Below are 21,438 nucleotides of genomic sequence, written 5' to 3' on the forward strand. Positions count from 1 at the left end.
TCACAGCTTCGGCGCAATCTCTTCGGTCCAGATGCGCTCCCGCTGCTCCTTGCTCATATGGCAGGCGGCCCAGTGCCGGCTGCCGACCTCGGTGAGTTCGGGGCGAACAGTGCGGGTCACGTCATCCTTGGGGATGTCGGCGTACGGGCAGCGCGGGTTGAAGGCGCAGCCGGACGGGACGTTGATCAGCGAGGGCGGGGAGCCCTTGACCGGGATCAGGCGCTCCTGCTGCTCACGGTCCAGGCGCGGCATCGAGCCGAGCAGGCCCCAGGTGTAGGGGTGGCGAGGCTCGTAGAACACCTTCTCGGCGGACCCCCGCTCCACGCAGCGGCCGCCGTACATCACCAGGATGTCGTCGGCGAGTTCGGCGACGACGCCCAGGTCGTGGGTGATGATGATGACCGCCGAGCCGAACTCCGTCTGCAGGTCCCGGATCAGGTCGAGGATCTGCGCCTGGACGGTCACGTCCAGGGCGGTGGTCGGCTCGTCCGCGATGAGCAGCTCGGGGTTGTTGACCAGCGACATCGCGATCATCGCGCGCTGGCGCATACCCCCGGAGAACTCGTGCGGGTAGTTGTCCACCCGCTTGTCCGGCTGCGGGATACCCACCCGGTCGAGCATCTCGACCGCGCGCCTCTTCGCGGTCTTCTTGTCGACCTTGTGGTGGATCCGGTACGCCTCCGCGATCTGCTGGCCGATCGTGTAGTACGGGTGCAGCGCGGACAGCGGGTCCTGGAAGATCATGGACATCTCGCGGCCGCGCAGCTTGCGCACCTCGTCCGGGTCGGCGCTGAGCAGCTCCGTGCCGTCCAGCCAGATCTCGCCGGAGATCTGGGCCTTGCGCTTGCCGTACTGGCCGGCGGTGTGCAGGCCCATGATGCCGAGCGAGGTCACCGACTTGCCGGAGCCCGACTCGCCCACGATGCCGAGGGTCTTGCCCTTCTCCAGCGTGAAGGAGAGACCGTCGACGGACTTCACCAGACCGTCGTCGGTCGGGAAGTGCACCTTGAGGTCGCGCACTTCCAGGAAGGACGTCGGTGCGGGCGAGGTGCCGGTGGGCTCGCCGACGGCTGCTCCGCTCTTGCTCAGTTCCGTCATGTGAGCCTCACTCGGGGGTCGATCACGGCGTACAGGACGTCGACCACGAGGTTGGCGATCAGCACCGCGAGAGAAGTGATCAGGGTGACGCCCAGGATGATGGGCAGGTCCTGCGTCTTGATGGCGTTCAGCACGGCCTGGCCGAGGCCGGGCAGGCTGAACGTCGTCTCGGTCAGGATCGCGCCGCCGATGAGGGCGCCGAGGTCCATGCCGAGCATGGTCAGGATGGGCGTCATCGTCGAGCGCATGGCGTGCTTGCCGATGACGACCTGCTCCGTGAGTCCCTTCGCGCGTGCCGTGCGGATGTAGTCCTCGCCGAGGATCTCCAGCATGGTGGCGCGGGTGATCCGGGCGTACATCGCCGCATACAGGAACGCGAGGGTGACCCAGGGCAGGATCATGCCGCCGAGGTAGCCGGTGACGCTCTCGTCGAGTGGCACGTACTTGCCGTCGATCCAGCCCAGTCCGTAGCTGAAGATCGCCAACGAGAGCAGACCGGTGAAGTAGATCGGCAGGGACACACCGCCGAGGGCGACGACCATCGCGCCGCGGTCCCACAGGCTGCCCCGCTTGAGGGCGGAGAGCACACCGGCCGAGACACCGAAGACGAGCCACAGTACGGCGGCGCCGAGCGCGAGACCCAGGGTCACCGGGAAGCGGTCGGTCAGCACCGGCCAGACGCCCTGCTCGCTGCGGAAGGAGTAACCGAAGCACGGCGCGGCGCAGTGGGTGACATCGCCGCCGGCCGCGTAGGTGCGGCCCACGAAGATGCCCTTGAAGAAGTGCCAGACCTGAATGAAGATCGGGTCGTTCAGGCCCAGCTTCACACTGACCGCTTGGACAGAAGCCGGGTCGGCCTGCTTGCCCACGAAGCTCGTGGCGATGTCCACGCCCGCCCACTTGGGGACGAGGAAGAAGATGCTGAAGACCACCAGGATGATGACCACGAGCATCACTGCGGCGGCGAACAGCCGCCTGAGGAGATAAGCGAGCACAGCTAACGGCCCGCTGCGGGACCGCGGGCCGCCGGAGGTCTTCCGGTGGCCCGCGGCCCCGCCGCGCCGGCCTTCACCTGCCTTTCGTGCCGTACGGCGGGTGTGCCGGGATTACTTCGTGGACTTCAGACCGATGTTGACGAAGTCGTAGTAGCCGCTGAACGCGTTCGTCGTGTACACGTTGGCGATCCGCGAGGAGCGCCAGTTCAGGAGCCGCTCGAAGGTGAAGGGCAGGTAGTACGCGCCCTCGCTCACCTTGTGGTTGATGTCCGTGGCGATCTGCGTCTTCTTCGACTCGTTCAGTTCGGCGTTGTACTGGTCGAACAGACCGTCGATCGTCTTGTCCTTGATCAGAGCGAAGTTGTTGTTGCCGCTCTGCAGGATGTACTTGCTGCTCCACAGCGGGATGCCGTAGCCCTGGACGGTCGGGAAGTCCGGACCCCAGCCCATGATGATGATGCCGAGCTTCTTCTTCGCGACGTTCGAGGGGCTGCCGATGATGCCGGAGCTCTGCGAGCCGTCGTACTGGTAGATGTCGGCCTGGATGCCGACCTTCTTCAGCGACGCCTGCAGGGACGTGGCCGTGGCCACCTCCTGCTGCTTGTTGTTGCGGACGGCGATGGTGGTCTTGAAGCCGTTCGGCTGACCGCAGGCCTTCAGCGCTTCCTTGGCCAGCGTGTCGTTGCCGTTCTTGTTCTCACCGGCGGCCTTGTACGGGTCGTACTTCTGGCCCTCGGCGCCGGGGACCGACGGCGGGAGCATGTTGGTGCCGATGTCACCACCGGCGACGGGGCCACCGCGCGCGGTCTGCAGCGACACGTGGTCGGCGGCGTAGATGACGGCCTTGCGGCACTCGATGTTGTCGAACGGCTTGACGCTCTGCGGGAAGACCGCGTAGCGGATGAAGCCGGACACCGGGTTGTCCAGGTTGGCCTTGTGCTGCTTCAGGGCGATCTGGCGGCCCTGCGGGCCGAGACCGGTCTGGCTGGCGTCGATGTCGTAGTCGCCGTTGATCAGGCGCTGGTCCATGTCGCTCTGGTTGCTGGAGATGTCCATGGTGATCTTGTCCGGGTACGCCTTCCGGACCGGGTCCGAGGACGCCTTCCAGTTGGTGTTGCGGACCAGGACCAGCGACTTGCCCGGGCTGTACGACTGGAACTTGTACGGGCCGGAGGAGAACGGCTTCAGGCCGTACTTGGACTTGGTGTCCATGTCCTGGCGGACCGGCGAGGCCGAGACCATCGCCAGGACCTGCTTGAAGTCGGAGTTCGCGGTGGGCAGGTGGAAGACGATCGTCTTGGCGTCGGGTGTGTCGATCGCCTTCAGACCGAGCTTGTCCGCGGAGGTGTCCTTGTACGGACCCTTGTAGGTGCCCTTGGGGTCGAGCATCTGCTGCAGGTAGATCGGGCCGCCGGACAGGACGTCCTGCGCCCAGACGCGCTCGATGCCGTACTTGATGTCCTGGGAGGTGATGGCCTTGCCGTCCTCCCAGGTGATGCCGTCACGCAGGTGGAACGTGTACGTCTTGCCGTCGGACGAGACCTGGCCCTCGTCCGTGGCGAGGTCGGGCGTGACCTCGGCACCCTTGGCGCCCGGCTCGGTCTTGTACGTGAGCAGCTGACGGCTGTAGTAGCGCGCGAAGTCCCACATGAAGCCGTAGTAACCACGCGTGGTGTCCCACGAGTCGGCGTCCTGCGAGGTGACGAACTTCAGCGTGCCGCCCTTCTTGACCAGCGAGGCCTGGGCGACCTTGTTGTTCGCGGCGTCGAAGCCAGCCGCGCCGCTCTTCGACCCCTCGTTGTCGCTGCCGCCGCCGCACGCCGCCATGGTCAGCATGCCGGCGACCGCGGCGGCGGCGGCCAGCGCCTGCTTACGCCGCCCTGTGGTGCGTTGGGTAGTCACGATCTCGGATCCTCCGGATTAGATGAGAGACCCCGTGTCAGTGCCACGGGACGCTTGAGGGTGTGGCGTTTCAGCGGGAAGCCTTCGGGTCCAGCGCGTCCCGCACGCCGTCGCCGAAGAGGTTGAAGGCCAGAACAGTGATGAAGATCGCGACGCCGGGGACGACCATGTACATGGGGTCCGAGTCGTAGTAGTCGATCGCGGTGGAGAGCATCTGCCCCCAGGAGGACGTGGGGGGCTTGACGCCCACGCCCAGGAAGCTGAGCGCCGCCTCGGTGAGGATGTTGGTGGGGATCATCATCGTCGTGTACACGATGATCGGCGCGACGAGGTTGGGCAGCAGTTCCTTGATGAGGATGTAGAACCGCCCGGCGCCCAGCGATCGGGCGGCCTCCACGTACTCGCGCTCACGCATCGAGAACGTCTGGCCGCGCACCACGCGTCCGATGTAGGGCCAGCCGAAGAAGCCGATGACCAGGATCATCACGAACACCCGGACGCTGGAGCCGCTCAGGCCGAGCATCTCGTTCGGCATGACGGAGACGAGCGCGATGATGAACAGAAGCTGCGGGAAGGCCAGCAGGCCGTCCATGACCCGGCTGATGACCGAGTCGACCCAGCCGCCGAAGAAGCCGGCCAGGACGCCGAGGATCGTGCCGAGGACGACGGCGACGATCGCGGACAGGAAGCCGACGAGGAGCGAGATCCGGGCGCCGTAGAGGACACGGGCGAAGATGTCGCGGCCGTTGACCGGCTCGACGCCGAGCCAGTGATCCCCGCTGATCCCGCCCAGGGATCCCTTCGGGGTACTGAACAGCGGGTCGATCAGGCTCTCGTGGTAGGCGTCGGGGTCCTGCCCGTACAGGCTGGCGATCAGGGGGGCGAACAGCGCGACCACGATGAGGACAAGGACGACGATGCCGCCCGCGAGGGCGAGTTTGTCCCGTTTGAGACGCTCCCAGGCGATCCGGCCCAGGGAACGTCCCTGTACGGCCTTCATTCCGGCGGCGGCGACCGCCGCCTCCTCGGCCGCGCTCGGGGCCGCTTCCGCGGTCGGCTCGTGCAATGGTGCCGTCATCTGGCAGGGACCCCTCTCAACCGGCGGTAGCCGGCCCACACTTGCCGCTGTAGCGGCATGATCAGTCCGTTGTACATGGGGATGAAGCCCCCTGGAGCGGGAGTCTTCAACGGTTTGGCGATCTGTAGCCAGACTTGGCGGTGAATGGATGCATAAACGTAATGCGGTGATAGAGATTCCGTTATCCGGACGGCTCGCGGTGATGAGCGGACGATCATCAATCAGGACAGAACGGACGCAACTCTAATCTTTCGACTACATCTACGCGCGAAGAAGGATATCTCGCGGCGGCCGCGCGGAGCGGGAGCGACCCGGGGCGATCACGCCTTGTGACCCCTTCGGTATCGCGCAGACGTGACGACCGTCACACAGGGGTGCATGCTGAAGCCGGTTCCGCGCGGTCAGTAACGGCCCTGGGCCGGTGGGTAGCCGTATCCGGCCGCCGGGGCCTGTGCGGGGGCCGCGTGGGCCTCGCGGTCGTAGAACGGACGGGCACCCGCGCGCATCCACAGGGCCACCGGGTCGTACTCGTCGGACATCGCCACGGTCGACACCGGGAGGCCGTCCGGGACGGCTCCGATGGACTGCTGCATCATCGCGCGCACCGAGTCGACGGCCGAGGGACTGGTGTCGTACACGTCGAGACCGATGGCGAGGTACGGCGCTCCGAGCGCGGGCTGCACCCAGGCCCGGCGCAGCGAACGGACCGCCGGGGTGCGGTGGGCGTTGTGCGTGAGCAGGGCGTAGAACTGCGGCACCTCGATACCGGGTTCCGACAGCCGCAGCGGGCCCGCGGGCTGACGCTCCAGGCCGGTGGCGATGCGGCGCAGGTCGAGCCAGGGGATGCCGACGCCGCCGCCCGGGGCGTGCGGGTTGAGCCAGAGACCGTAGTGGTCGGGGAACAGGGTGCGGGCCACGTCGACACCGTCGACCACTTCGTAGGAGCGGTTCCAGCCGCTGGCGCTCAACTCCTGGGCGGAGGTGACACAGGGGGCGTAGCCGTAGCCCTCGACCTCCATGTTCCCGTACTGAGCGTCGGGGGAGCCGGACTGGCCGTGCCACAGGAGCATCCAGATCTGGCCGGAGTTCGCGGTCGCGAGGGCACGGAGCAATGCCTCGTAGGCGTCGTAGCGCCCGGGGGTCACCTGGCGCAGCATGTGCTCGACCGTCCCGGTCGCGGTGCCGCTGGCGCTCACGTCTATCGCCCCTTCTTGGGAGTTGCCCCGAATATGAAACCAGCTTAAGCGCCCAGGAGCTCGGGACCTGTGCGTCGTCGGCGGGTGCGGGTTGTCTGTGGCTTGTCGCGCTTCCCCGCGCCCCTGGGTGGGTGCAGCTAGCCCTGCGTGTAGAAGGGCCGTACCTGTTCGCGCATCCAGTGCCCCACCGGGTCGTCCGCCACGTCCAGCAGGACCAGGTTCACCGGCCAGCGGACCGGCGTCCGGTGCAGGGCCCTGCCGAGGGCGTCCATCGGCAGGGTGCGCAGGTCGCCCTCCCACTGGGAGAGTTCGACGCCGACGAACATCACCGGGTCGGCCGTCTCGATGGCCGCCAGGCAGCGGCGGGCCGTCAGGACCACGCCCGTCGCCGCGAACTCCGCGGAGGCGGTGGCGAGGAAGTCGACCGGGTCGTCCTGCCAGTCCGGCTCGTAGAGCTTGACCCGGCCGCCGGTGTTGGGGCCGTCGAGGGGGGTGCGGCCCACCCGGCAGAGGTCGGCGACGGCGGCCGGGGGGAGCGGCACGCCGACCACGCCGTCGGGGTTCAGGGCGATGCCCACGTGCGGGGGCAGGCCGCGGGCGAACTCGACCGCCGGGGCGATGGTGCACGACAGATGGCTGCCGACGACCTGGCGGAACTGCTCCTCGGAGCTGAAGACCGGGACGAACGCCTGGCCGTCGATCTCCAGCGTGGGCAGGTCGAGGGGACCGCTGTGCGGGCCGCCGCCGTTCGGCAGGGGGATCCAGACGAAGCTGCGGCCGAGCACCTCGATGATCCGGGCGCCCGCCGAGGGCATGCCGAGGGAGGCCGAGAGCACCTCCTCCAGTTCGTTGCCCGGCCATCCGCCGTGCGGATGGGGGTGTGCCGTCTGTGCCGGAAACTCCGAGAAGTCCGCGGGGAGATCCGCCGGGAAATCCATCTGTCTGACCGCCTGCTGTGAACCCAGTACTGATGTGGCTGAAGGCTAGCGGGTGCGGCGGAAGGTGGCCCGGCCCGCGAAACTCCGCGCGCCTCAGCCGGTGAAGCCGATCCGCCGCAGGACGTCCGCCGCGTCCCGGTCGACCAGCACCGCCGAACCGCAGCCCTGGGGCAGGTCGCCGCGCTCCACGGCCCGGATCAGGCGGGCGGCGGCGCCCCGGTGACGCAGGAACGCGTACCTCGAGACGCCCCGGCCGCGCTCGCGCTGGCCCTCCAGCGCGGTGTCCGCCGTGACGTCGAGGAGCAGCAGGTGCAGGGTGCCGCCCCGGCGGCGGGCCTCGCGGGCCAGCCAGCCGCGCACCCAGGCCTGCGTCCCGCAGTCGTGCACGACGACACCCTCGCCGGAGCGCAGGGCGCGGCGCAGTCCGGCGTAGTGCGCGAGCCGGACCAGCGGGCGGTAGAGGGCGTACGGCAGGAAGCGGGACAGCCGGCCGTCCCAGCGGTCGCGGGTGTCCTGGGAGTCGATGCTCGTCCCCCTGACCGCACGCTTCATCAGGGTCGACTTGCCGCTGCCGGGCAGGCCGGTGATGACGACGAGGTCCCGGGGACCGAAGAGCAGGGCGTGCGGGCTGTGCCCCATGCGGTCGCGCAGGTCACGGACGACCGGCACCGGGCGCGGGCCGCGGGCCTCGACGGCCGGGGCCGCGGGCTGCTCGGGCAGCGCGATGGCCGAGGTCGTCGCGTACGCCGTGGTCCTGTTCACCGTCATCGTCCTCCTCCGGGGTCAGGGCTTCCCCTCCCCACCGAGCGTAAAGAGAAGGTAATGGATGATCTCCCGTGTTTCTGTACGCGTACCGCCACAAGCCGGTTACAGAAGGGAGGGCCAGGTGCGGCCCTGCCGCCCGCCCGCGAGGCGTGCAATGATGTCGGCGCCAACTGCATACCGGCCGTTTGAATCCGCGCGGGAGAGTCCCGGGTACATGTACCCGGGCGCCGAAGGAGCAAGTCCCTCCCTTGAATCTCTCAGGCCCCGTTACCGCGCGGGCGAGGCACATCTGAAAAGCGGGCCGCCGACTCGACGGCGGTCCCACCCACGGTGCAAGTCCAGGTCACTTCGTGATCAGGGCGAACCTCTCAGGTTCCGATGACAGATGGGGAGGAAAGCCCTCGCCCGTCATGCCTTGGATCCCTGGAGACAACGTCCGATGAGCAGTTCCGAACTCCGCTTCACCGCGCTCGATGCCCTGCGTCGTTCGCTCGGCGCGACCATGACCGACTTCGCCGGCTGGGACATGCCCCTGCGGTACGGCTCCGAGCGCGACGAGCACAACGCGGTGCGTACGAAGGCCGGGCTCTTCGACCTCTCCCACATGGGGGAGATCACGGTGAGCGGGCCGGCCGCGGCCGCGCTCCTGGACTTCGCCCTCGTCGGCAACATCGGCTCCGTCGGTGTCGGCCGCGCCCGCTACACCATGATCTGCCAGGCCGACGGCGGCATCCTGGACGACCTGATCGTCTACCGGCTCGGTGAGACCGAGTACATGATCGTCGCCAACGCCTCCAACGCCCAGGTCGTCCTGGACGCGCTGACCGAGCGCGCGGCCGGCTTCGACGCCGAGGTGCGGGACGACCGGGACGCGTACGCGCTGATCGCCGTACAGGGCCCCGAGTCGCCGGGGATCCTCGCGTCCCTGACCGACGCCGATCTCGACGGGCTGAAGTACTACGCCGGTCTGCCGGGCACGGTCGCCGGGGTCCCCGCGCTGATCGCGCGCACCGGCTACACCGGGGAGGACGGCTTCGAGCTGTTCGTGAAGCCCGAGCACGCCGTCGAGTTGTGGCAGGCGCTGACCAAGGCCGGCGAGGGTGCCGGCCTGGTCCCCTGCGGGCTGTCCTGCCGGGACACCCTGCGCCTGGAAGCGGGGATGCCGCTGTACGGTCACGAGCTCTCGCGGGAGCTGACCCCCTTCGACGCCGGGCTCGGCCGGGTCGTGAAGTTCGAGAAGGAGGGGGACTTCGTCGGACGCGAGGCGCTCCAGGAGGCCGCCTCGCGCGCCGCGGAGAACCCCCCGCGCGTCCTCGTCGGCCTGGTCGCCGAGGGTCGTCGCGTCCCTCGTGCCGGGTACGCCGTCGTCGCGGGCGGCGAGGTCATCGGCGAGGTCACCTCCGGCGCCCCCTCCCCCACGCTGGGCAGGCCCATCGCGATCGCGTACGTCGACGCCGCGTACGCGACGCCGGGCACGGCGGGTGTCGGCGTGGACATCCGGGGCAGCCACGAGCCGTACGAGGTCGTGGCGCTGCCGTTCTACAAGCGTCAGAAGTAACCCTGTAGGTGATGCTGAGCGCCCAGTCGCTGCTCACGCGCGCCTTCCGCAGTTCCCCCTTTCCTCACCACCGCCCCGCGTACAGGAGAATTCAGGCCATGAGCAACCCCCAGCAGCTGCGTTACAGCAAGGAGCACGAGTGGCTGTCGGGCGCCGAGGACGGCGTCTCGACGGTCGGCATCACGGAGCACGCGGCCAACGCGCTCGGCGATGTCGTCTTCGTTCAGCTCCCGGAGGTCGGCGCCACGGTGACCGCGGGCGAGACCTGCGGCGAGCTGGAGTCCACCAAGTCGGTCAGCGACCTGTACTCCCCGGTGGCCGGTGAGGTCACCGAGGTCAACGAGGACGTCGTCAACGACCCGTCGCTGGTGAACTCCGCCCCCTTCGAGGGCGGCTGGCTGTTCAAGGTACGCGTCGCGGAGGAGCCGGCCGAGCTCCTCAGCGCCGACGAGTACACCGCCTTTTCCGCCGGCTGAGGAGTCCGCACCTGATGTCCGCACTGAACACGCCCCTGCACGAGCTCGACCCGGAGATCGCCGCCGCGGTCGACGCCGAGCTGGTGAGGCAGCAGTCCACCCTCGAGATGATCGCGTCGGAGAACTTCGCCCCGCTCGCGGTCATGGAGGCGCAGGGCTCGGTCCTGACCAACAAGTACGCCGAGGGCTACCCCGGCCGCCGCTACTACGGCGGCTGCGAGCACGTCGACGTGGCCGAGCAGATCGCGATCGACCGGGTCAAGGAGCTGTTCGGCGCCGAGTACGCCAACGTGCAGCCGCACTCCGGTGCCTCCGCCAACCAGGCCGCCCTGTTCGCGCTGGCCCAGCCCGGTGACACCATCCTCGGGCTCGACCTCGCGCACGGCGGTCATCTCACCCACGGGATGCGGCTGAACTTCTCCGGCAAGCAGTTCGACGTGGTCGCGTACCACGTCGACGAGGCCGGGCTCGTCGACATGGCCGAGCTGGAGAAGCTCGCCAAGGAGCACCGGCCCAAGGTGATCATCGCGGGCTGGTCCGCCTACCCGCGGCAGCTAGACTTCACGGAGTTCCGCCGGATCGCCGACGAGGTCGAGGCGTATCTGTGGGTCGACATGGCCCACTTCGCGGGTCTGGTGGCGGCCGGGCTGCACCCGAACCCCGTCGAGTACGCGGACGTGGTCACCTCCACCACCCACAAGACGCTGGGCGGCCCGCGCGGCGGGATCATCCTCGCGAAGAAGGAGTTCGCGAAGAAGCTGAACTCCTCCGTCTTCCCGGGCTTCCAGGGCGGTCCCCTGGAGCACGTGATCGCGGCGAAGGCGGTGTCCTTCAAGGTCGCCGCCTCGGAGGAGTTCGCCGAGCGCCAGCGGCGTACGGTGGAGGGTGCGCGCATCCTCGCCGAGCGTCTGACGGCCGACGACGCCCGGGAGGCCGGGGTCGACGTGCTCTCCGGCGGCACCGACGTGCACCTCATCCTCGTCGACCTGCGCGAGTCCGAGCTGGACGGGCGGCAGGCCGAGGACCGTCTCCACGAGGTCGGCATCACGGTCAACCGCAACGCCGTCCCGAACGACCCGCGCCCGCCGATGGTGACGTCGGGGCTGCGGATCGGTACGCCCGCCCTGGCCACCCGCGGCTTCACGGCCGAGGACTTCGCCGAGGTCGCGGACGTCATCGCTTCGGCGCTGAAGCCGTCGTACGACGTGGAGTCGCTGAAGGCCCGGGTCACTGCCCTGGCGGACAAGCACCCGCTGTACCCCGGCCTGAACAAGTAGTTCCGCGGTGGGGGCACCCGACGACGTGTGCCCCCACCCTTTTTGAAGGAGTTCCCGTGGCCATCTCGGTCTTCGACCTGTTCTCGGTCGGCATAGGCCCGTCCAGCTCCCACACGGTCGGCCCGATGCGCGCGGCCCGCATCTTCGCCCGCCGCCTGCGCAACGAGGAGCTGCTGGACTCCGTCGCATCGGTGCGCTGCGAGCTCTACGGCTCCCTGGGCGCGACCGGCCACGGCCACGGGACCCCGAAGGCGGTTCTGCTCGGCCTGGAGGGCGCGTCCCCCCGTACGGTCGACGTGGAGACGGCGGACGACCGGGTGGCGCAGATCAGGACCACGGGCACCCTGAACCTGCTCGGCGAGCGCGAGATCCCGTTCTCCTTCGACGACGACCTGGTCCTGCACCGCCGCAAGGCGCTGCCGTACCACGCGAACGGCATGACGGTGTGGGCGTACGACGCGTCGGGCGCCGAGCTGCTGTCGAAGACGTACTACTCGGTGGGCGGCGGGTTCGTCGTCGACGAGACTGTGCTTGATGAAGGCGTGGTGGGCGCGGACCGCATCAAGCTGGACGACACGGTGTTGAAGTACCCCTTCCGCACCGGCGACGAGCTGCTGCGCCTGGCGCGGGAGACCGGTCTGTCGATCTCCTCGATGATGCTGGAGAACGAGCGGGCCTGGCGCACGGAGGACGAGATCCGGGCCGGACTGCTGGAGATCTGGCGGGTGATGCAGGCGTGTGTGTCGCGGGGCATGTCCCGTGAGGGCATCCTGCCGGGCGGCCTCAAGGTGCGCCGCAGGGCCGCCGTCACCGCGCGCCAACTCCGTGCCGAGGGCGACCCGTTGGCGCACTCCATGGAGTGGATCACGCTCTACGCGATGGCCGTGAACGAGGAGAACGCGGCGGGCGGCCGGGTGGTGACCGCCCCGACCAACGGGGCCGCCGGCATCATCCCCGCCGTCCTCCACTACTACATGAACTTCGTGCCGGGCGCCGACGAGGACGGAGTGGTGAGGTTCCTCCTCGCCGCCGGAGCCATCGGCATGCTCTTCAAGGAGAACGCCTCCATCTCCGGCGCCGAGGTCGGCTGCCAGGGCGAGGTGGGTTCCGCCTGCTCCATGGCCGCCGGCGCCCTCGCCGAGGTCCTCGGCGGCTCCCCCGAACAGGTCGAGAACGCCGCCGAGATCGGCATGGAACACAACCTCGGCCTCACCTGCGACCCCGTCGGCGGCCTCGTCCAGATCCCCTGCATCGAACGCAACGGCATGGCCGCGGTCAAGGCGGTCACGGCGGCGAAGATGGCGATGCGGGGGGACGGCACGCACAAGGTGTCCCTGGACAAGGTCATCAAGACGATGAAGGACACCGGCGCCGACATGAGCGTCAAGTACAAGGAGACGGCCCGGGGCGGGCTTGCGGTGAACATCATCGAGTGCTGAGGAAGTAGGGCAAGTCGGCCGCCCCGTCTGTGCGTTGTTCCCCCGTTGCGCATGGACGGGGCTTTGGCATCTCCTCTGACCAGGGGCAACGGACGACCTCAGGCAAGCCTCACGACATGTGCCGCTCGGGCGGGATTTGGGCGAAGGCCGGGCGAACCTCGGGCGTGGGGTTCCCGGGAGGGTACGGCGCCGGTTCGCTGGAGGTGTAGGGCGACACGGGGGCGAGGGTGATGGACGTCAGTGGTGCGGGGGCGCCGATCGTGGCGGTCGTCGGGGTGGTCGGGACCCTGCTGTCGGCCCTGCTCACCCAGCGTGCCGCCGAGCGCAGCCGACGGCGTGAGCAGGAGCGGGTCGAACGAGCGCAGGCGCGGGCACGGGAAAGGGAGGAGCGGCGTCGCTGTTACGTCGCCCTCAACACCGCCTCCCGGCACTATCTGGCCGCCCTCACCGACCAGTTGCACGCCCTGGGCCGGACGGAGGACCCGCGCGCGGTACGGCAACGTCTCATCGAGGCCCGGGATCTGCACCGGGACGTGCACGCGGAGGCCCAGATGCGGCTGCCCGACCCCGTCCTCGCCCTGGCCGGCGAGGTCGCCCACGAGCTCGGCACCCTCTACGGCACAGTCCGGCGCCTGGACGACGGCGTCCCGCGCCCGGGCGACTCGCTCGACGCCGCCCAGGGAGAGATCGACCCGCTGTGGGAGCGGCTGCGGGAGCTGCGGCGCGGGATGCGGGCGGACCTGGGAGCTTCGGGAGCGGCCCGGCCGGACCCTGATCCCGGCCCCCGTCCCTCTCGGGGCAACTCGGCCGCGTCCCGGGCGAGTTCCGGGCGTTGATCGGGCGTTGGCCGGAAAAGCTCGGTGATCGGGCGTCATGGTGACGGACATCTCGTCATCATGGAGATCGGGACGGACTGTTGATGTCCTTGGGACGTGAGGAGTGCCGGTGGGGGAAGAAGAGGAGACCGGTGGCGTTCAGGCGCTGCGGGCCTGGGCCGGCGAGGCCATCGGGCGGGCGAGGGCGTTGCTGCCGGCGCCGGGGACCGTCGCCAGACCCTCCCGCGCTCACGACGACTCGGTCACCGAACTGGACGCGCTCTCCCGCCTGTTGGACCACGATCCGCAGCTGCGGAGCTCGGTGACCGTATGGCTCGGCGGTGCCCTCACCCTGCGCCACGGCGTCGGCGGCGGGACGCCCGAGGACCGGGAGCGGGCGCACGGCCTGCTGCGGGACGTACGGGATCCGGCCACGGAGGTCGGAGCCGCGGCCTCCACCGAGGACCGGCGGTGGGCCGCGCTGTTCCTGCTGACGCACGCGATGCCGCTGCAGGAGATGCTGGGCGGGCTCGCGCCGGAGCCGGACGCGACCGCCATGTTCGACAGGGTCATGCGGGAGGGGCCGAGCGGGATGGTCGCCTTCGCCGCCGAGGTGCAGGAGCTGGTGACGGAGGCGGCCGAGCTCCCGCTGCCGGAGGAGACCCTGAGTGACCTGAGGCAGGTGCGCGACGTCGGTGCCACCCCCTCGGTGGACGGGCTCGCCGACCTGTTCACGAGTCTCCTACCCGACGACGGCAATCCGTTCTCCGATCATCTGCGGCAGAAGATGATGAACTTGATGGCGATGATGACCGGCGGCGCGGCCCCGAAGAACGGCTCGGGTACGGCGTCCGGTACCGGTCCGGCCACGAGCGACGCCCGGCCCGCCCCGGACGTCCCGGGCGCCTCCGATGCGGCCACCGCCGGCGCCGACGTTCCGCCCACGCTCCCCGACCCCGACGAGGTCCGCCGGCTCCTCGCCGCGTTGCAGGCCGTCAACACCACATCCGTGGACTTCGTGAACCAGGTCGGCGGCGGTGACCCCGCTGCTCTCAATCAGCAGCTCGGGCGGCTGCGCGCGGCGCTCGACGCGCTGCCGGAGGGCATGCCGAACAAGGACGGGCTGGAAGGGATGATGGCGCTGCTGCTCAGCGTGAGCGAAGGCGCCGGCGGCACTCTCGAGGACCAGGCGCTCGGTCTCGCGCACACCGAGACGATCACCGACTTCCTGCGGCGCCAGTCGGGAAGCTCGATCCCCATGGCCGACGGCTTCGCGATCGCGGCGGACGTCATGGGCCTGATGACCGAGATCCGTACCGCCGGGCAGGCCGAGGACGTGGAGCGGCTGCGCGCTCTCCTGCCCCGGGCCGAGGCCATGGCCGACACGGTCCCCGAGGACCACGACTTCCGCTCCTTGGCTCTGATGGCCCGTGCCATGGCCCGCTTCATGCTCGGTCGGCTCACCCTGGACAGGGAGCTGCTCCTGGGCGGACTCGCGGATCTCGAGGACGGCAAGACGGCCGCGGGAAACAGCAGCCTCCCGGTCGGGACGGAGGAACTCGAGGCCATGGTTCCCGACCTCGCGGCCGTGCGTTCCCTCCTCACCGGCGACACGACGACCCTCCCGGACCGGGACGTGCCCCCACCGGACGCCTCCACCGAACAGCTGTACACCGGCGCGAACCGCCTCGGCATGCGCTACAGCTTCACCAAGGAACAGGCGGACCTCGATGCCGCCATCGCCACGCTGGAACGGCTCCGCGAGCACATCCGGAAGGGGCTGGCCCCGCGCGTCGCCGCCGAGTCCCTGTGGTCGCTCGCCGAGTCCTACCGCACCCGCTGGCACGGGGAGCACAACGAGTCCGACGCGGACGCCGCCACCGACGCGGCCAACGAGGCCCTGGCCACCCTCGCCGCCGACGTCCTTCTCCAGCACGGCGCCGAGCACCGTCTGACGACCGCCCGCAAGGGCGCCTCCCTCGGCGTACGGGCGGCTCTGTGGGCCGCCGCGCACGGGAAGGTGGACGACGCGGTCACCGCCCTGGAGCTGGGCCGGGCACTGGTATTGCAGGCGGCGGCCACCTCCCGGGCCGTACCGGAGCTGCTGGAAGAGCGCGGCCATCCCGAACTCGCCGCCGACTGGCGGAGGTCCGGCGCCGACGACAGCGCCGAGCTGCCCGCCCAGCTCCCCAGCGAACTGCGCCGAAAGGCCCTGGAGGCCCTCGGCTACCGGGAGCCGGGGGGTCTGCTCGGCACCCCCACCCTGCGCGAACTGGCGGACGGCGTGGGCGAGTCCGGCGCGGACGCGCTGATCTACCTGGTTCCCGGCAGCAACGGGGAGGCCCCGGGCATGGTGCTGGCCGTGGGCCCCGAGATCGGCATCGGCGTGGGCGGCCTGCCCATCCTCTCCGAAGCGGACAGCTCTCCTCTGGAGCGGTACCTGGACGCGGTCGCCGCGCGCTCCCCGGACCACCGCGACGAACAGACGGAACAGGCCTGGGAGGAGGCCCTGTCCGACCTGTGCGACTGGGCGTACGAGGTGTTCGTCCATGTCCTCGCCGGGCTGGAGGAGCACCTCCCGGGCGACGCGGGCGAGCGCCGTACGCCCAGGGTCGTCCTGGTCCCGTGCGGCCGCCTCGGGATCGTCCCCTGGCACGCGGCCCGCTTCCCGCCGGACGCCCCGTACGACTATCTCTGCCAGGCCCTGGTCATCAGCTACGCGGCCTCCGGCAGCCAGTTCCTGCGTACGGTGAAACGCGCGCCGCGCGATCCGATCTCGGCTCCGGCCATGGTGGCCGACTGGAGCCTGACCCTGACGTATGCCGAGCAGGAGATCCTGGAGCTGCGCAACGCCTTCTATCCGGGGGCGCGGCTGTACGGCGACTTCGCCACCTTCCCGCCCGACTCGGTACCGGCCGGCACCCCCGGCCAACTGCTGGCCCTGCTCGCCCAGGACCACTCGATGGTCCATCTGGCCACGCACGGCATGGCGGGGGTACGGCCCACGGAGTCGGCGCTGCACCTCGCCCCCGCCGACCCCGGAGAGAAGATCGGCCGGCTCACCGTGACCCGGCTCCTGGACCGGCCGCAGCCCGCCGAACAGGCGGCACCGGACGGCCCGTTGATCGTCCTGAGCGCATGCCAGACCGACCTGAGCACCCGTGACCACGACGAGGCGCTGACCCTCACGACGGCCTTCGTCTCGGGCGGCGCACGTGATGTCGTGGGGACTCGGTGGACCGCCCAGGACGGCGCGACGAGCCTGCTGATGACGGTCTTCCACCACCATCTGCGGGCTGGGCTCAGCCCCGTGGACGCACTGCGGGCCGCACAGCTGTGGATGCTCGACCCGGACCGGGAGGATCCGGGCTGCCTGAGCGACCGGCTACGGCCGGGTATCGGCCGCCCCGACCTCGGGCGGCCCGCTCTCTGGGCCGCGTTCATTCATCAGGGCCACCCCGGCTGGAAAGAGGAGACCGCATGACCCCGGGCGAGGACAGCGGGACGAGGGTGCTCGACCTCATCGACGAACACCTCGACAGCATCCGCGCCGCACTGCCCGATGGGCAGTACCAGCTCCTGCTCAAGCGCCTGCGCGCGCTTGCCGACACCCCTCCGGACGACGCCAGGGCCGTACTCCGGGCCTTCCAAGCGGTACGCCTCTGTCTGCTGCCACTGCCGTTCGGCCATCCGGTCCGGGAGGTGTTGGACTCCGTCCGCCTCGTCGCCACGGTGCCTGTCGGCCGGCCGCTCGTCCTGGGGACGCAGGATCTGCTGGCCCGGCTCACGGCCGCCCCACCACCGCCCCCCGACACCGCGGCCATCATCGCCGCCGTCGAGCGCCGACTGCTCAAGGCTCCCGCTCTCTCGGCCGCCGAGGTCCGTGTCCGATACGGCGGCGCGCCACCTCCACCCGAACTGATCCGGCTGGCCGATCCCGAACTCGGGGACCGTTACCCGCAGTTCCAGTTCCCGCCCGGGGACGGCACACCGTACGAGGTCGTCCTGGAGGTCAACCGGGTACTGCTCGCCGACGCCGACCCCTGGGGCGCCGCCGACTGGTGGCTGAGCGGCAACGCGTGGCTGGGCGGGCCGCCGCCCGCCCACCTGCTGGGCCTGCTGCCGGACCGCGAACTCGTGGACGCCGCCGTTGCATTGGTGGAGGGGGACTAATGCACGAGGAGACCGTGTCGCCCTCCGCATACCGCTTCCGGCCGCACTGGCAGGTGCTGCCCACCGGTACCCAGCTGTGGCGGATGCACTCGTCCCGTTTCGCCGCCGCGGAGTTCAAGCCGTTCAGCCCGGACGACCGCGCGCCCGGCCGCTTCCACGGCACTCCGGAGGACCCGTACCCGTGTCTGTACGCGGCGACGGACCCGGAGACCGCGCTCGCAGAGACCCTGCTGCGCTCGCTCCCCTTCGACCCGGAGACCGGTATGCGACTGATCCCCTGGGCGTCGGTGCGGGGCAAGTCGCTGAACGTGGTGCGGACCCGGTGCGAGCTGAAACTGGTCTCGCTGTGCTCCGGAGCGGCCCTCGCCGACGTCTGCCAGGACAACCGGCTCCTGGAGAACGAGGGGCCGGAGCACTACATGAGCACCCGCAGCTGGGCACGCGAGATCCGAGCCCAGGCCCCGGACGCCATGGGGATGATCTGGGGTTCGAAGCGCAACCCGTCCCAGCAGGCTCTGGTGCTGTTCGGCGACCGCCTTGAGGACTGCGCCGGCGGACCACTCGAAGCACTGCCCTATCGCAGCATCTCGGACCTCGGCTCCTCGGAGGGCATCAAGGAGACCAACCAACTGCTCGAACGACTGCGTTCGGCGATCAAGGAGCCGCTGCACCGCTGAGCCGCCCGCCCGCTTGTCCCCGTGTGACGCCTGGTGTCATCGTTGACGACATGGCAGCACCGTCCTTTGACCATGCGTCAATTCTCCGGGAATTACAGGTGGTTCGGCGGGCGGGACTGCTGAGGCTGCACGGCCGCGAACTGCCCGCCCTGGAGTCGGCCGCGGCCTCCTTGGCGACCGCGCGTACCCGCGAGGGCGCCGTGGAGGCGCTGCTCCGCCGCGCGGTGGAGCGACTCGACGCGGGCACCTTGCGGACCGCTGCCGAGTACACGCTGGGTCTGGCCCAGGGCACCCGGGACTGGCCGGCGTCCTCCCGCCGGACGCGCGCGGCCCAGGTGTACCGGGTGAGCGAGGAGCGCTTCCGCAAGCACCACGAGGTGATGGTGCTCGGGCAGGTGGCCGAGCACATCGTGGAGATGGTGGAGGGCTGCGGCGACGAGCCGGGCGGGGGCGAATGGGAGGGCGACACCCACCGGTCCGTGGACGTCCTGGCCGGCGACCGGGCCGTACGCCTCACGCTGCACATCCACTCCGTCGACCTGCTGCGGGACGTGGACGTGGTCGTTTCCCCGGTCAACACCTACCTCGCGCTGCCCGAGCCGTACAAGTCCTCGGTGTCCGCCTCGTTGCGCCGGGCCGCCTCCTCGCGCGGGGTGACCGGGGACCTGCTGGACGACCCGGTCCTCCACGAGCTGCGCAAGTGGGCGGCCCGGCACGGTACTTCGGGGCGCCCGGTGGTGCCGGGCACGGTGGCGGCGACCGGTTCGGGGGCCATGACCGAGTACGGCGTACGGCGGATCTACCACGCGGCGGTGGCCACCCCCCGGGCCGGCACCAACGACTACGACGTGCTGCCCGCCGACATCACCCGCGCCACCTCGCGCGCGCTCGCGCTGCTGGCCGAGGAGCACGAGCGGCACACGCCGCCGCTGCGCTCGGTGTGCTTCCCGCTGCTCGGCTCCGGGCGCGGCGGGCTTCCGTACCGGGCGAGCGCGGCCGCCGTGTGGAGCGCCGTCGAGGCGGAGCTGGCGCGCGGGGCGCGCTGGGACGTGCACTTCGTCGTCCGCACCCCGGAGGCCGCCCGCGTGGTGGAGCGGATCCCGGCCAGGACCCGCCCGGGGCGCGACCGGTCGGCGCCCGGCCGGTCGGCTTGACTGGAGGGGCGGGTCGCCCGGGTGGAACGCCCGGGGGAGCCTTGCCCCTGGGCGGCTCGCACCCCGGAACGCCGTTGTCGACGTGGTGTCAATTCGCAAAAGGACCGGACATGTTGATGCCGATGTCGCATACCGTGGCCGTATGACCAGGGGGATGGTTGAGTGGGCGCACGGCTGCGCGGGTCGCACGGTGACCTGGCCCGCCCCGGACACGTACGTACTCGTCGACGGTGTCCTGTTGCGCATGGTTCCCGAGCCGCCCGGCCTGCCGCCGGGAACGGCCGTCACCGTGCGCCACGATCCCGGACGGGGGCGGCTGGTGGCCCACGCCGACGCAACCGGAGCGGCGGCCGAATGAGCGTCAACAGCCTCGAGTTCGGGACCGGGTACGAGGAACGGCAGCCGGTCGTCCTGCTCCTCGACACCTCGGCGTCCATGGGCCGCCCCGAGGAAAACCCGCGGATCGACGAGCTGAACGGCGCGCTGACCCGCTGGTTCGACGGGATCCGCGCGCAGGAGCGGCTGCGCACCCGGGTGGAGGTCTGCCTCATCACCTTCGACTCGGCGGTGCGTGTCTACGACCCCGGCCCGGGCCACCTGGTGCCGGTCGGGGAAGCCGACACCGACCGGCTGTTCGTCCCGGTGGACAGCATGCATCCGCCCACGTTGCGGGCCGAAGGCCTGACCCGGCTGACGGAAGCCGTGGAGACGGCCCTCGAACTGGCCCGCACCCGCTACCGCACCCTGCAGGGGCGACGGGTCCCGGTGCGCCGCCCCTTCCTGTGGGTCCTGACGGACGGCGCGCCGAGCGACGCCCACGGCCGCCCGCTGGACGCGACTGCCCTGGCGGGTACCGCGGGGCGGGTGCGCCAGGGCGAGGAGAAGGGCGAGTGGGTCTTCCAGGTGATCGGGGTACGCGGAGCCGACCTGCCGATGCTCCGCGAACTGGCGCCGAAGGCCACGTCCCCGTTGGAGAACCTGGACTTCGGCCGGATCCTCGACCTGCTCTTCCAGAGCACGGACGACAGCAGCCCGGACCAGAACGCGGACCTCATCCACCAGCAGGTCAACGACCGTGCCGCAAAGCTCGCGCGCATGGAGAGGCTGGAGAGGGACCTCCAGTGATCATCGCGGGCGCCTCCGTCCAGGGCACCGCTCATCTCGCGGGCGGACAGGGCTGCCAGGACGCGTTCAAGGCGATCGATCTGGGCGACACGGCGGTACTGGCGGTGTCCGACGGCGCGAGCAGCCGCGACCGCAGCGCCCTGGGCGCCCACCTGGCGGTCGACGCGGCCTGCCGCCTGCTGGCCGAGGACCTGCCGAACGCGGAGGACGCGCCACAGGCATGGACCGGCTGGATCGCGGGGCGCGGGAGAAGGGTGGTCGAGGAGTATCTGAGGGCGGTAACGGGGGTGTTGGGCACGGACACCGGGGGATCGGGAGACCCCGGCACCCTGGCAGCCACCCTCACCGCGGCGGTCGTCACCCCGCCCTGGACCGCCTTCGTCTCGATCGGCGACGGCTTCGGCACCCTGCTGACCCACGACGACCGCTGCCACCTGGTCCTCCCTCCGCCCACCGCCCCACCCGCCTTCCTCTCCTCCCCCGGCGCGGCCCTGCGTCTGCGCACCTTCGTCGTCTGGGAACCGGAGCTCAGCGGAGTGGTCCTGGCCACCGACGGCTGCGCCGCCCTCACCCTCGACCACCCCTCGGTACGCGGGCTCCCCTCAGAGGCGGGCCCCTTACCGGTCGAGCGCTTCTTCCTCAACCTCGCCGCCACGCTCCGCGAGAACCACGGGGACGCCGAGCCCCTTCGACGCCGGCTCTCCGGGCCGGAGGCCGGCCGGACCGGTGACGATCTGACCGTTCTGTGCGCTCTCGTCGAAGGGCGGTGACC

The 21,438-nt window shown here is 70.3% G+C and carries 19 protein-coding genes and 1 riboswitch; of the genes, 12 read left to right on the top strand and 7 right to left on the bottom strand.

Translation table 11 applies throughout. The features are described from left to right. The 7 genes from ACFYRX_RS38540 to ACFYRX_RS38570 all read right to left on the bottom strand — a co-directional run bounded on the left by ACFYRX_RS38540 (position 1) and on the right by ACFYRX_RS38570 (position 7,975). A complete protein-coding gene (locus ACFYRX_RS38540) occupies positions 1-1,098 on the bottom strand; it encodes an ABC transporter ATP-binding protein (protein ID WP_389110566.1) in 1,098 nt (365 codons plus the stop codon). Continuing rightward, entirely contained in the window at positions 1,095-2,093 is a 999-nt protein-coding gene (locus tag ACFYRX_RS38545; RefSeq protein WP_389110569.1) for an ABC transporter permease, read from the bottom strand. The genes ACFYRX_RS38540 and ACFYRX_RS38545 overlap by 4 nt, the downstream gene beginning before the upstream one ends. A gap of 111 nt (positions 2,094-2,204) precedes the next feature. Beyond that, entirely contained in the window at positions 2,205-3,995 is a 1,791-nt protein-coding gene (locus ACFYRX_RS38550; RefSeq protein ID WP_389110572.1) for an ABC transporter substrate-binding protein, read from the bottom strand. A 70-nt stretch (positions 3,996-4,065) separates the two neighbouring features. Next, on the bottom strand, positions 4,066-5,073 hold the full coding sequence (locus ACFYRX_RS38555; RefSeq protein WP_389110575.1) for an ABC transporter permease: 1,008 nt from the start codon (positions 5,071-5,073) through the stop codon (positions 4,066-4,068). 401 nt (positions 5,074-5,474) lie between these two features. Further along, positions 5,475-6,269 (bottom strand): enhanced serine sensitivity protein SseB C-terminal domain-containing protein, encoded by a 795-nt coding sequence (locus tag ACFYRX_RS38560; RefSeq protein WP_389110578.1) that lies wholly within the window; start codon positions 6,267-6,269, stop codon positions 5,475-5,477. A gap of 137 nt (positions 6,270-6,406) precedes the next feature. Continuing rightward, positions 6,407-7,207 (bottom strand): enhanced serine sensitivity protein SseB, encoded by an 801-nt coding sequence (locus ACFYRX_RS38565; protein WP_389110580.1) that lies wholly within the window; start codon positions 7,205-7,207, stop codon positions 6,407-6,409. 93 nt (positions 7,208-7,300) lie between these two features. Beyond that, complete coding sequence (locus ACFYRX_RS38570; RefSeq protein WP_389110582.1) at positions 7,301-7,975, bottom strand: AAA family ATPase; 675 nt, start codon at positions 7,973-7,975, stop codon at positions 7,301-7,303. A gap of 183 nt (positions 7,976-8,158) precedes the next feature. Beyond that, positions 8,159-8,255, top strand: a riboswitch (glycine riboswitch). 156 nt (positions 8,256-8,411) lie between these two features. Here ACFYRX_RS38570 and gcvT point away from each other — a divergent pair. The 12 genes from gcvT (at position 8,412) to ACFYRX_RS38630 (ending at position 21,436) form a co-directional block, all read left to right on the top strand. Next, positions 8,412-9,530, top strand: coding sequence for a glycine cleavage system aminomethyltransferase GcvT (gene gcvT / locus ACFYRX_RS38575; protein ID WP_389110584.1), 1,119 nt, complete (start codon positions 8,412-8,414; stop codon positions 9,528-9,530). Between the two features lie 98 nt (positions 9,531-9,628). Further along, positions 9,629-10,006, top strand: coding sequence for a glycine cleavage system protein GcvH (gene gcvH, locus ACFYRX_RS38580; protein ID WP_389110586.1), 378 nt, complete (start codon positions 9,629-9,631; stop codon positions 10,004-10,006). Between the two features lie 14 nt (positions 10,007-10,020). Further along, positions 10,021-11,283, top strand: coding sequence for a serine hydroxymethyltransferase (gene glyA / locus ACFYRX_RS38585; RefSeq protein WP_389110588.1), 1,263 nt, complete (start codon positions 10,021-10,023; stop codon positions 11,281-11,283). 56 nt (positions 11,284-11,339) lie between these two features. Continuing rightward, complete coding sequence (locus tag ACFYRX_RS38590) at positions 11,340-12,722, top strand: L-serine ammonia-lyase (protein WP_389110590.1); 1,383 nt, start codon at positions 11,340-11,342, stop codon at positions 12,720-12,722. Positions 12,723-12,952: 230 nt separating this feature from the next. Then, the gene (locus tag ACFYRX_RS38595) at positions 12,953-13,558 is read left to right on the top strand and encodes a hypothetical protein (RefSeq protein ID WP_389110593.1); all 606 of its coding nucleotides are present in this window, start codon (positions 12,953-12,955) and stop codon (positions 13,556-13,558) included. Between the two features lie 109 nt (positions 13,559-13,667). Beyond that, complete coding sequence (locus ACFYRX_RS38600; RefSeq protein WP_389110594.1) at positions 13,668-17,021, top strand: CHAT domain-containing protein; 3,354 nt, start codon at positions 13,668-13,670, stop codon at positions 17,019-17,021. After that, positions 17,018-17,710: a hypothetical protein gene (locus tag ACFYRX_RS38605; protein ID WP_389110597.1), complete on the top strand. Its 693-nt coding sequence runs from the start codon at positions 17,018-17,020 to the stop codon at positions 17,708-17,710. The genes ACFYRX_RS38600 and ACFYRX_RS38605 overlap by 4 nt, the downstream gene beginning before the upstream one ends. Continuing rightward, positions 17,710-18,387, top strand: coding sequence for an RES family NAD+ phosphorylase (locus ACFYRX_RS38610; protein ID WP_389110600.1), 678 nt, complete (start codon positions 17,710-17,712; stop codon positions 18,385-18,387). The genes ACFYRX_RS38605 and ACFYRX_RS38610 overlap by 1 nt, the downstream gene beginning before the upstream one ends. A 50-nt stretch (positions 18,388-18,437) precedes the next feature. After that, a complete protein-coding gene (locus tag ACFYRX_RS38615; RefSeq protein ID WP_389110603.1) occupies positions 18,438-19,541 on the top strand; it encodes a macro domain-containing protein in 1,104 nt (367 codons plus the stop codon). 142 nt (positions 19,542-19,683) lie between these two features. Further along, complete coding sequence (locus ACFYRX_RS38620) at positions 19,684-19,899, top strand: hypothetical protein (RefSeq protein WP_389110606.1); 216 nt, start codon at positions 19,684-19,686, stop codon at positions 19,897-19,899. Beyond that, entirely contained in the window at positions 19,896-20,666 is a 771-nt protein-coding gene (locus ACFYRX_RS38625; RefSeq protein ID WP_389110610.1) for a hypothetical protein, read from the top strand. The genes ACFYRX_RS38620 and ACFYRX_RS38625 overlap by 4 nt, the downstream gene beginning before the upstream one ends. Further along, positions 20,663-21,436: a protein phosphatase 2C domain-containing protein gene (locus tag ACFYRX_RS38630; RefSeq protein WP_389110613.1), complete on the top strand. Its 774-nt coding sequence runs from the start codon at positions 20,663-20,665 to the stop codon at positions 21,434-21,436. The genes ACFYRX_RS38625 and ACFYRX_RS38630 overlap by 4 nt, the downstream gene beginning before the upstream one ends. Positions 21,437-21,438 lie beyond the last annotated feature (2 nt).

The organism is Streptomyces sp. NPDC005374 (genome assembly GCF_042872225.1).
Lineage (GTDB): Bacteria > Actinomycetota > Actinomycetes > Streptomycetales > Streptomycetaceae > Streptomyces.

Bases quoted from the DNA above. Each gene is read 5' to 3' on its own strand.
- ACFYRX_RS38540 (WP_389110566.1), bottom strand. From the start codon at position 1,098: ATGACGGAACTGAGCAAGAGCGGAGCAGCCGTCGGCGAGCCCACCGGC.
- ACFYRX_RS38555 (WP_389110575.1), bottom strand. From the start codon at position 5,073: ATGACGGCACCATTGCACGAGCCGACCGCGGAAGCGGCCCCGAGCGCG.
- ACFYRX_RS38565 (WP_389110580.1), bottom strand. From the start codon at position 7,207: ATGGATTTCCCGGCGGATCTCCCCGCGGACTTCTCGGAGTTTCCGGCA.
- ACFYRX_RS38570 (WP_389110582.1), bottom strand. From the start codon at position 7,975: ATGACGGTGAACAGGACCACGGCGTACGCGACGACCTCGGCCATCGCG.
- gcvT (WP_389110584.1), top strand. From the start codon at position 8,412: ATGAGCAGTTCCGAACTCCGCTTCACCGCGCTCGATGCCCTGCGTCGT.
- gcvH (WP_389110586.1), top strand. From the start codon at position 9,629: ATGAGCAACCCCCAGCAGCTGCGTTACAGCAAGGAGCACGAGTGGCTG.
- glyA (WP_389110588.1), top strand. From the start codon at position 10,021: ATGTCCGCACTGAACACGCCCCTGCACGAGCTCGACCCGGAGATCGCC.
- ACFYRX_RS38595 (WP_389110593.1), top strand. From the start codon at position 12,953: ATGGACGTCAGTGGTGCGGGGGCGCCGATCGTGGCGGTCGTCGGGGTG.
- ACFYRX_RS38605 (WP_389110597.1), top strand. From the start codon at position 17,018: ATGACCCCGGGCGAGGACAGCGGGACGAGGGTGCTCGACCTCATCGAC.
- ACFYRX_RS38610 (WP_389110600.1), top strand. From the start codon at position 17,710: ATGCACGAGGAGACCGTGTCGCCCTCCGCATACCGCTTCCGGCCGCAC.
- ACFYRX_RS38615 (WP_389110603.1), top strand. From the start codon at position 18,438: ATGGCAGCACCGTCCTTTGACCATGCGTCAATTCTCCGGGAATTACAG.
- ACFYRX_RS38620 (WP_389110606.1), top strand. From the start codon at position 19,684: ATGACCAGGGGGATGGTTGAGTGGGCGCACGGCTGCGCGGGTCGCACG.
- ACFYRX_RS38625 (WP_389110610.1), top strand. From the start codon at position 19,896: ATGAGCGTCAACAGCCTCGAGTTCGGGACCGGGTACGAGGAACGGCAG.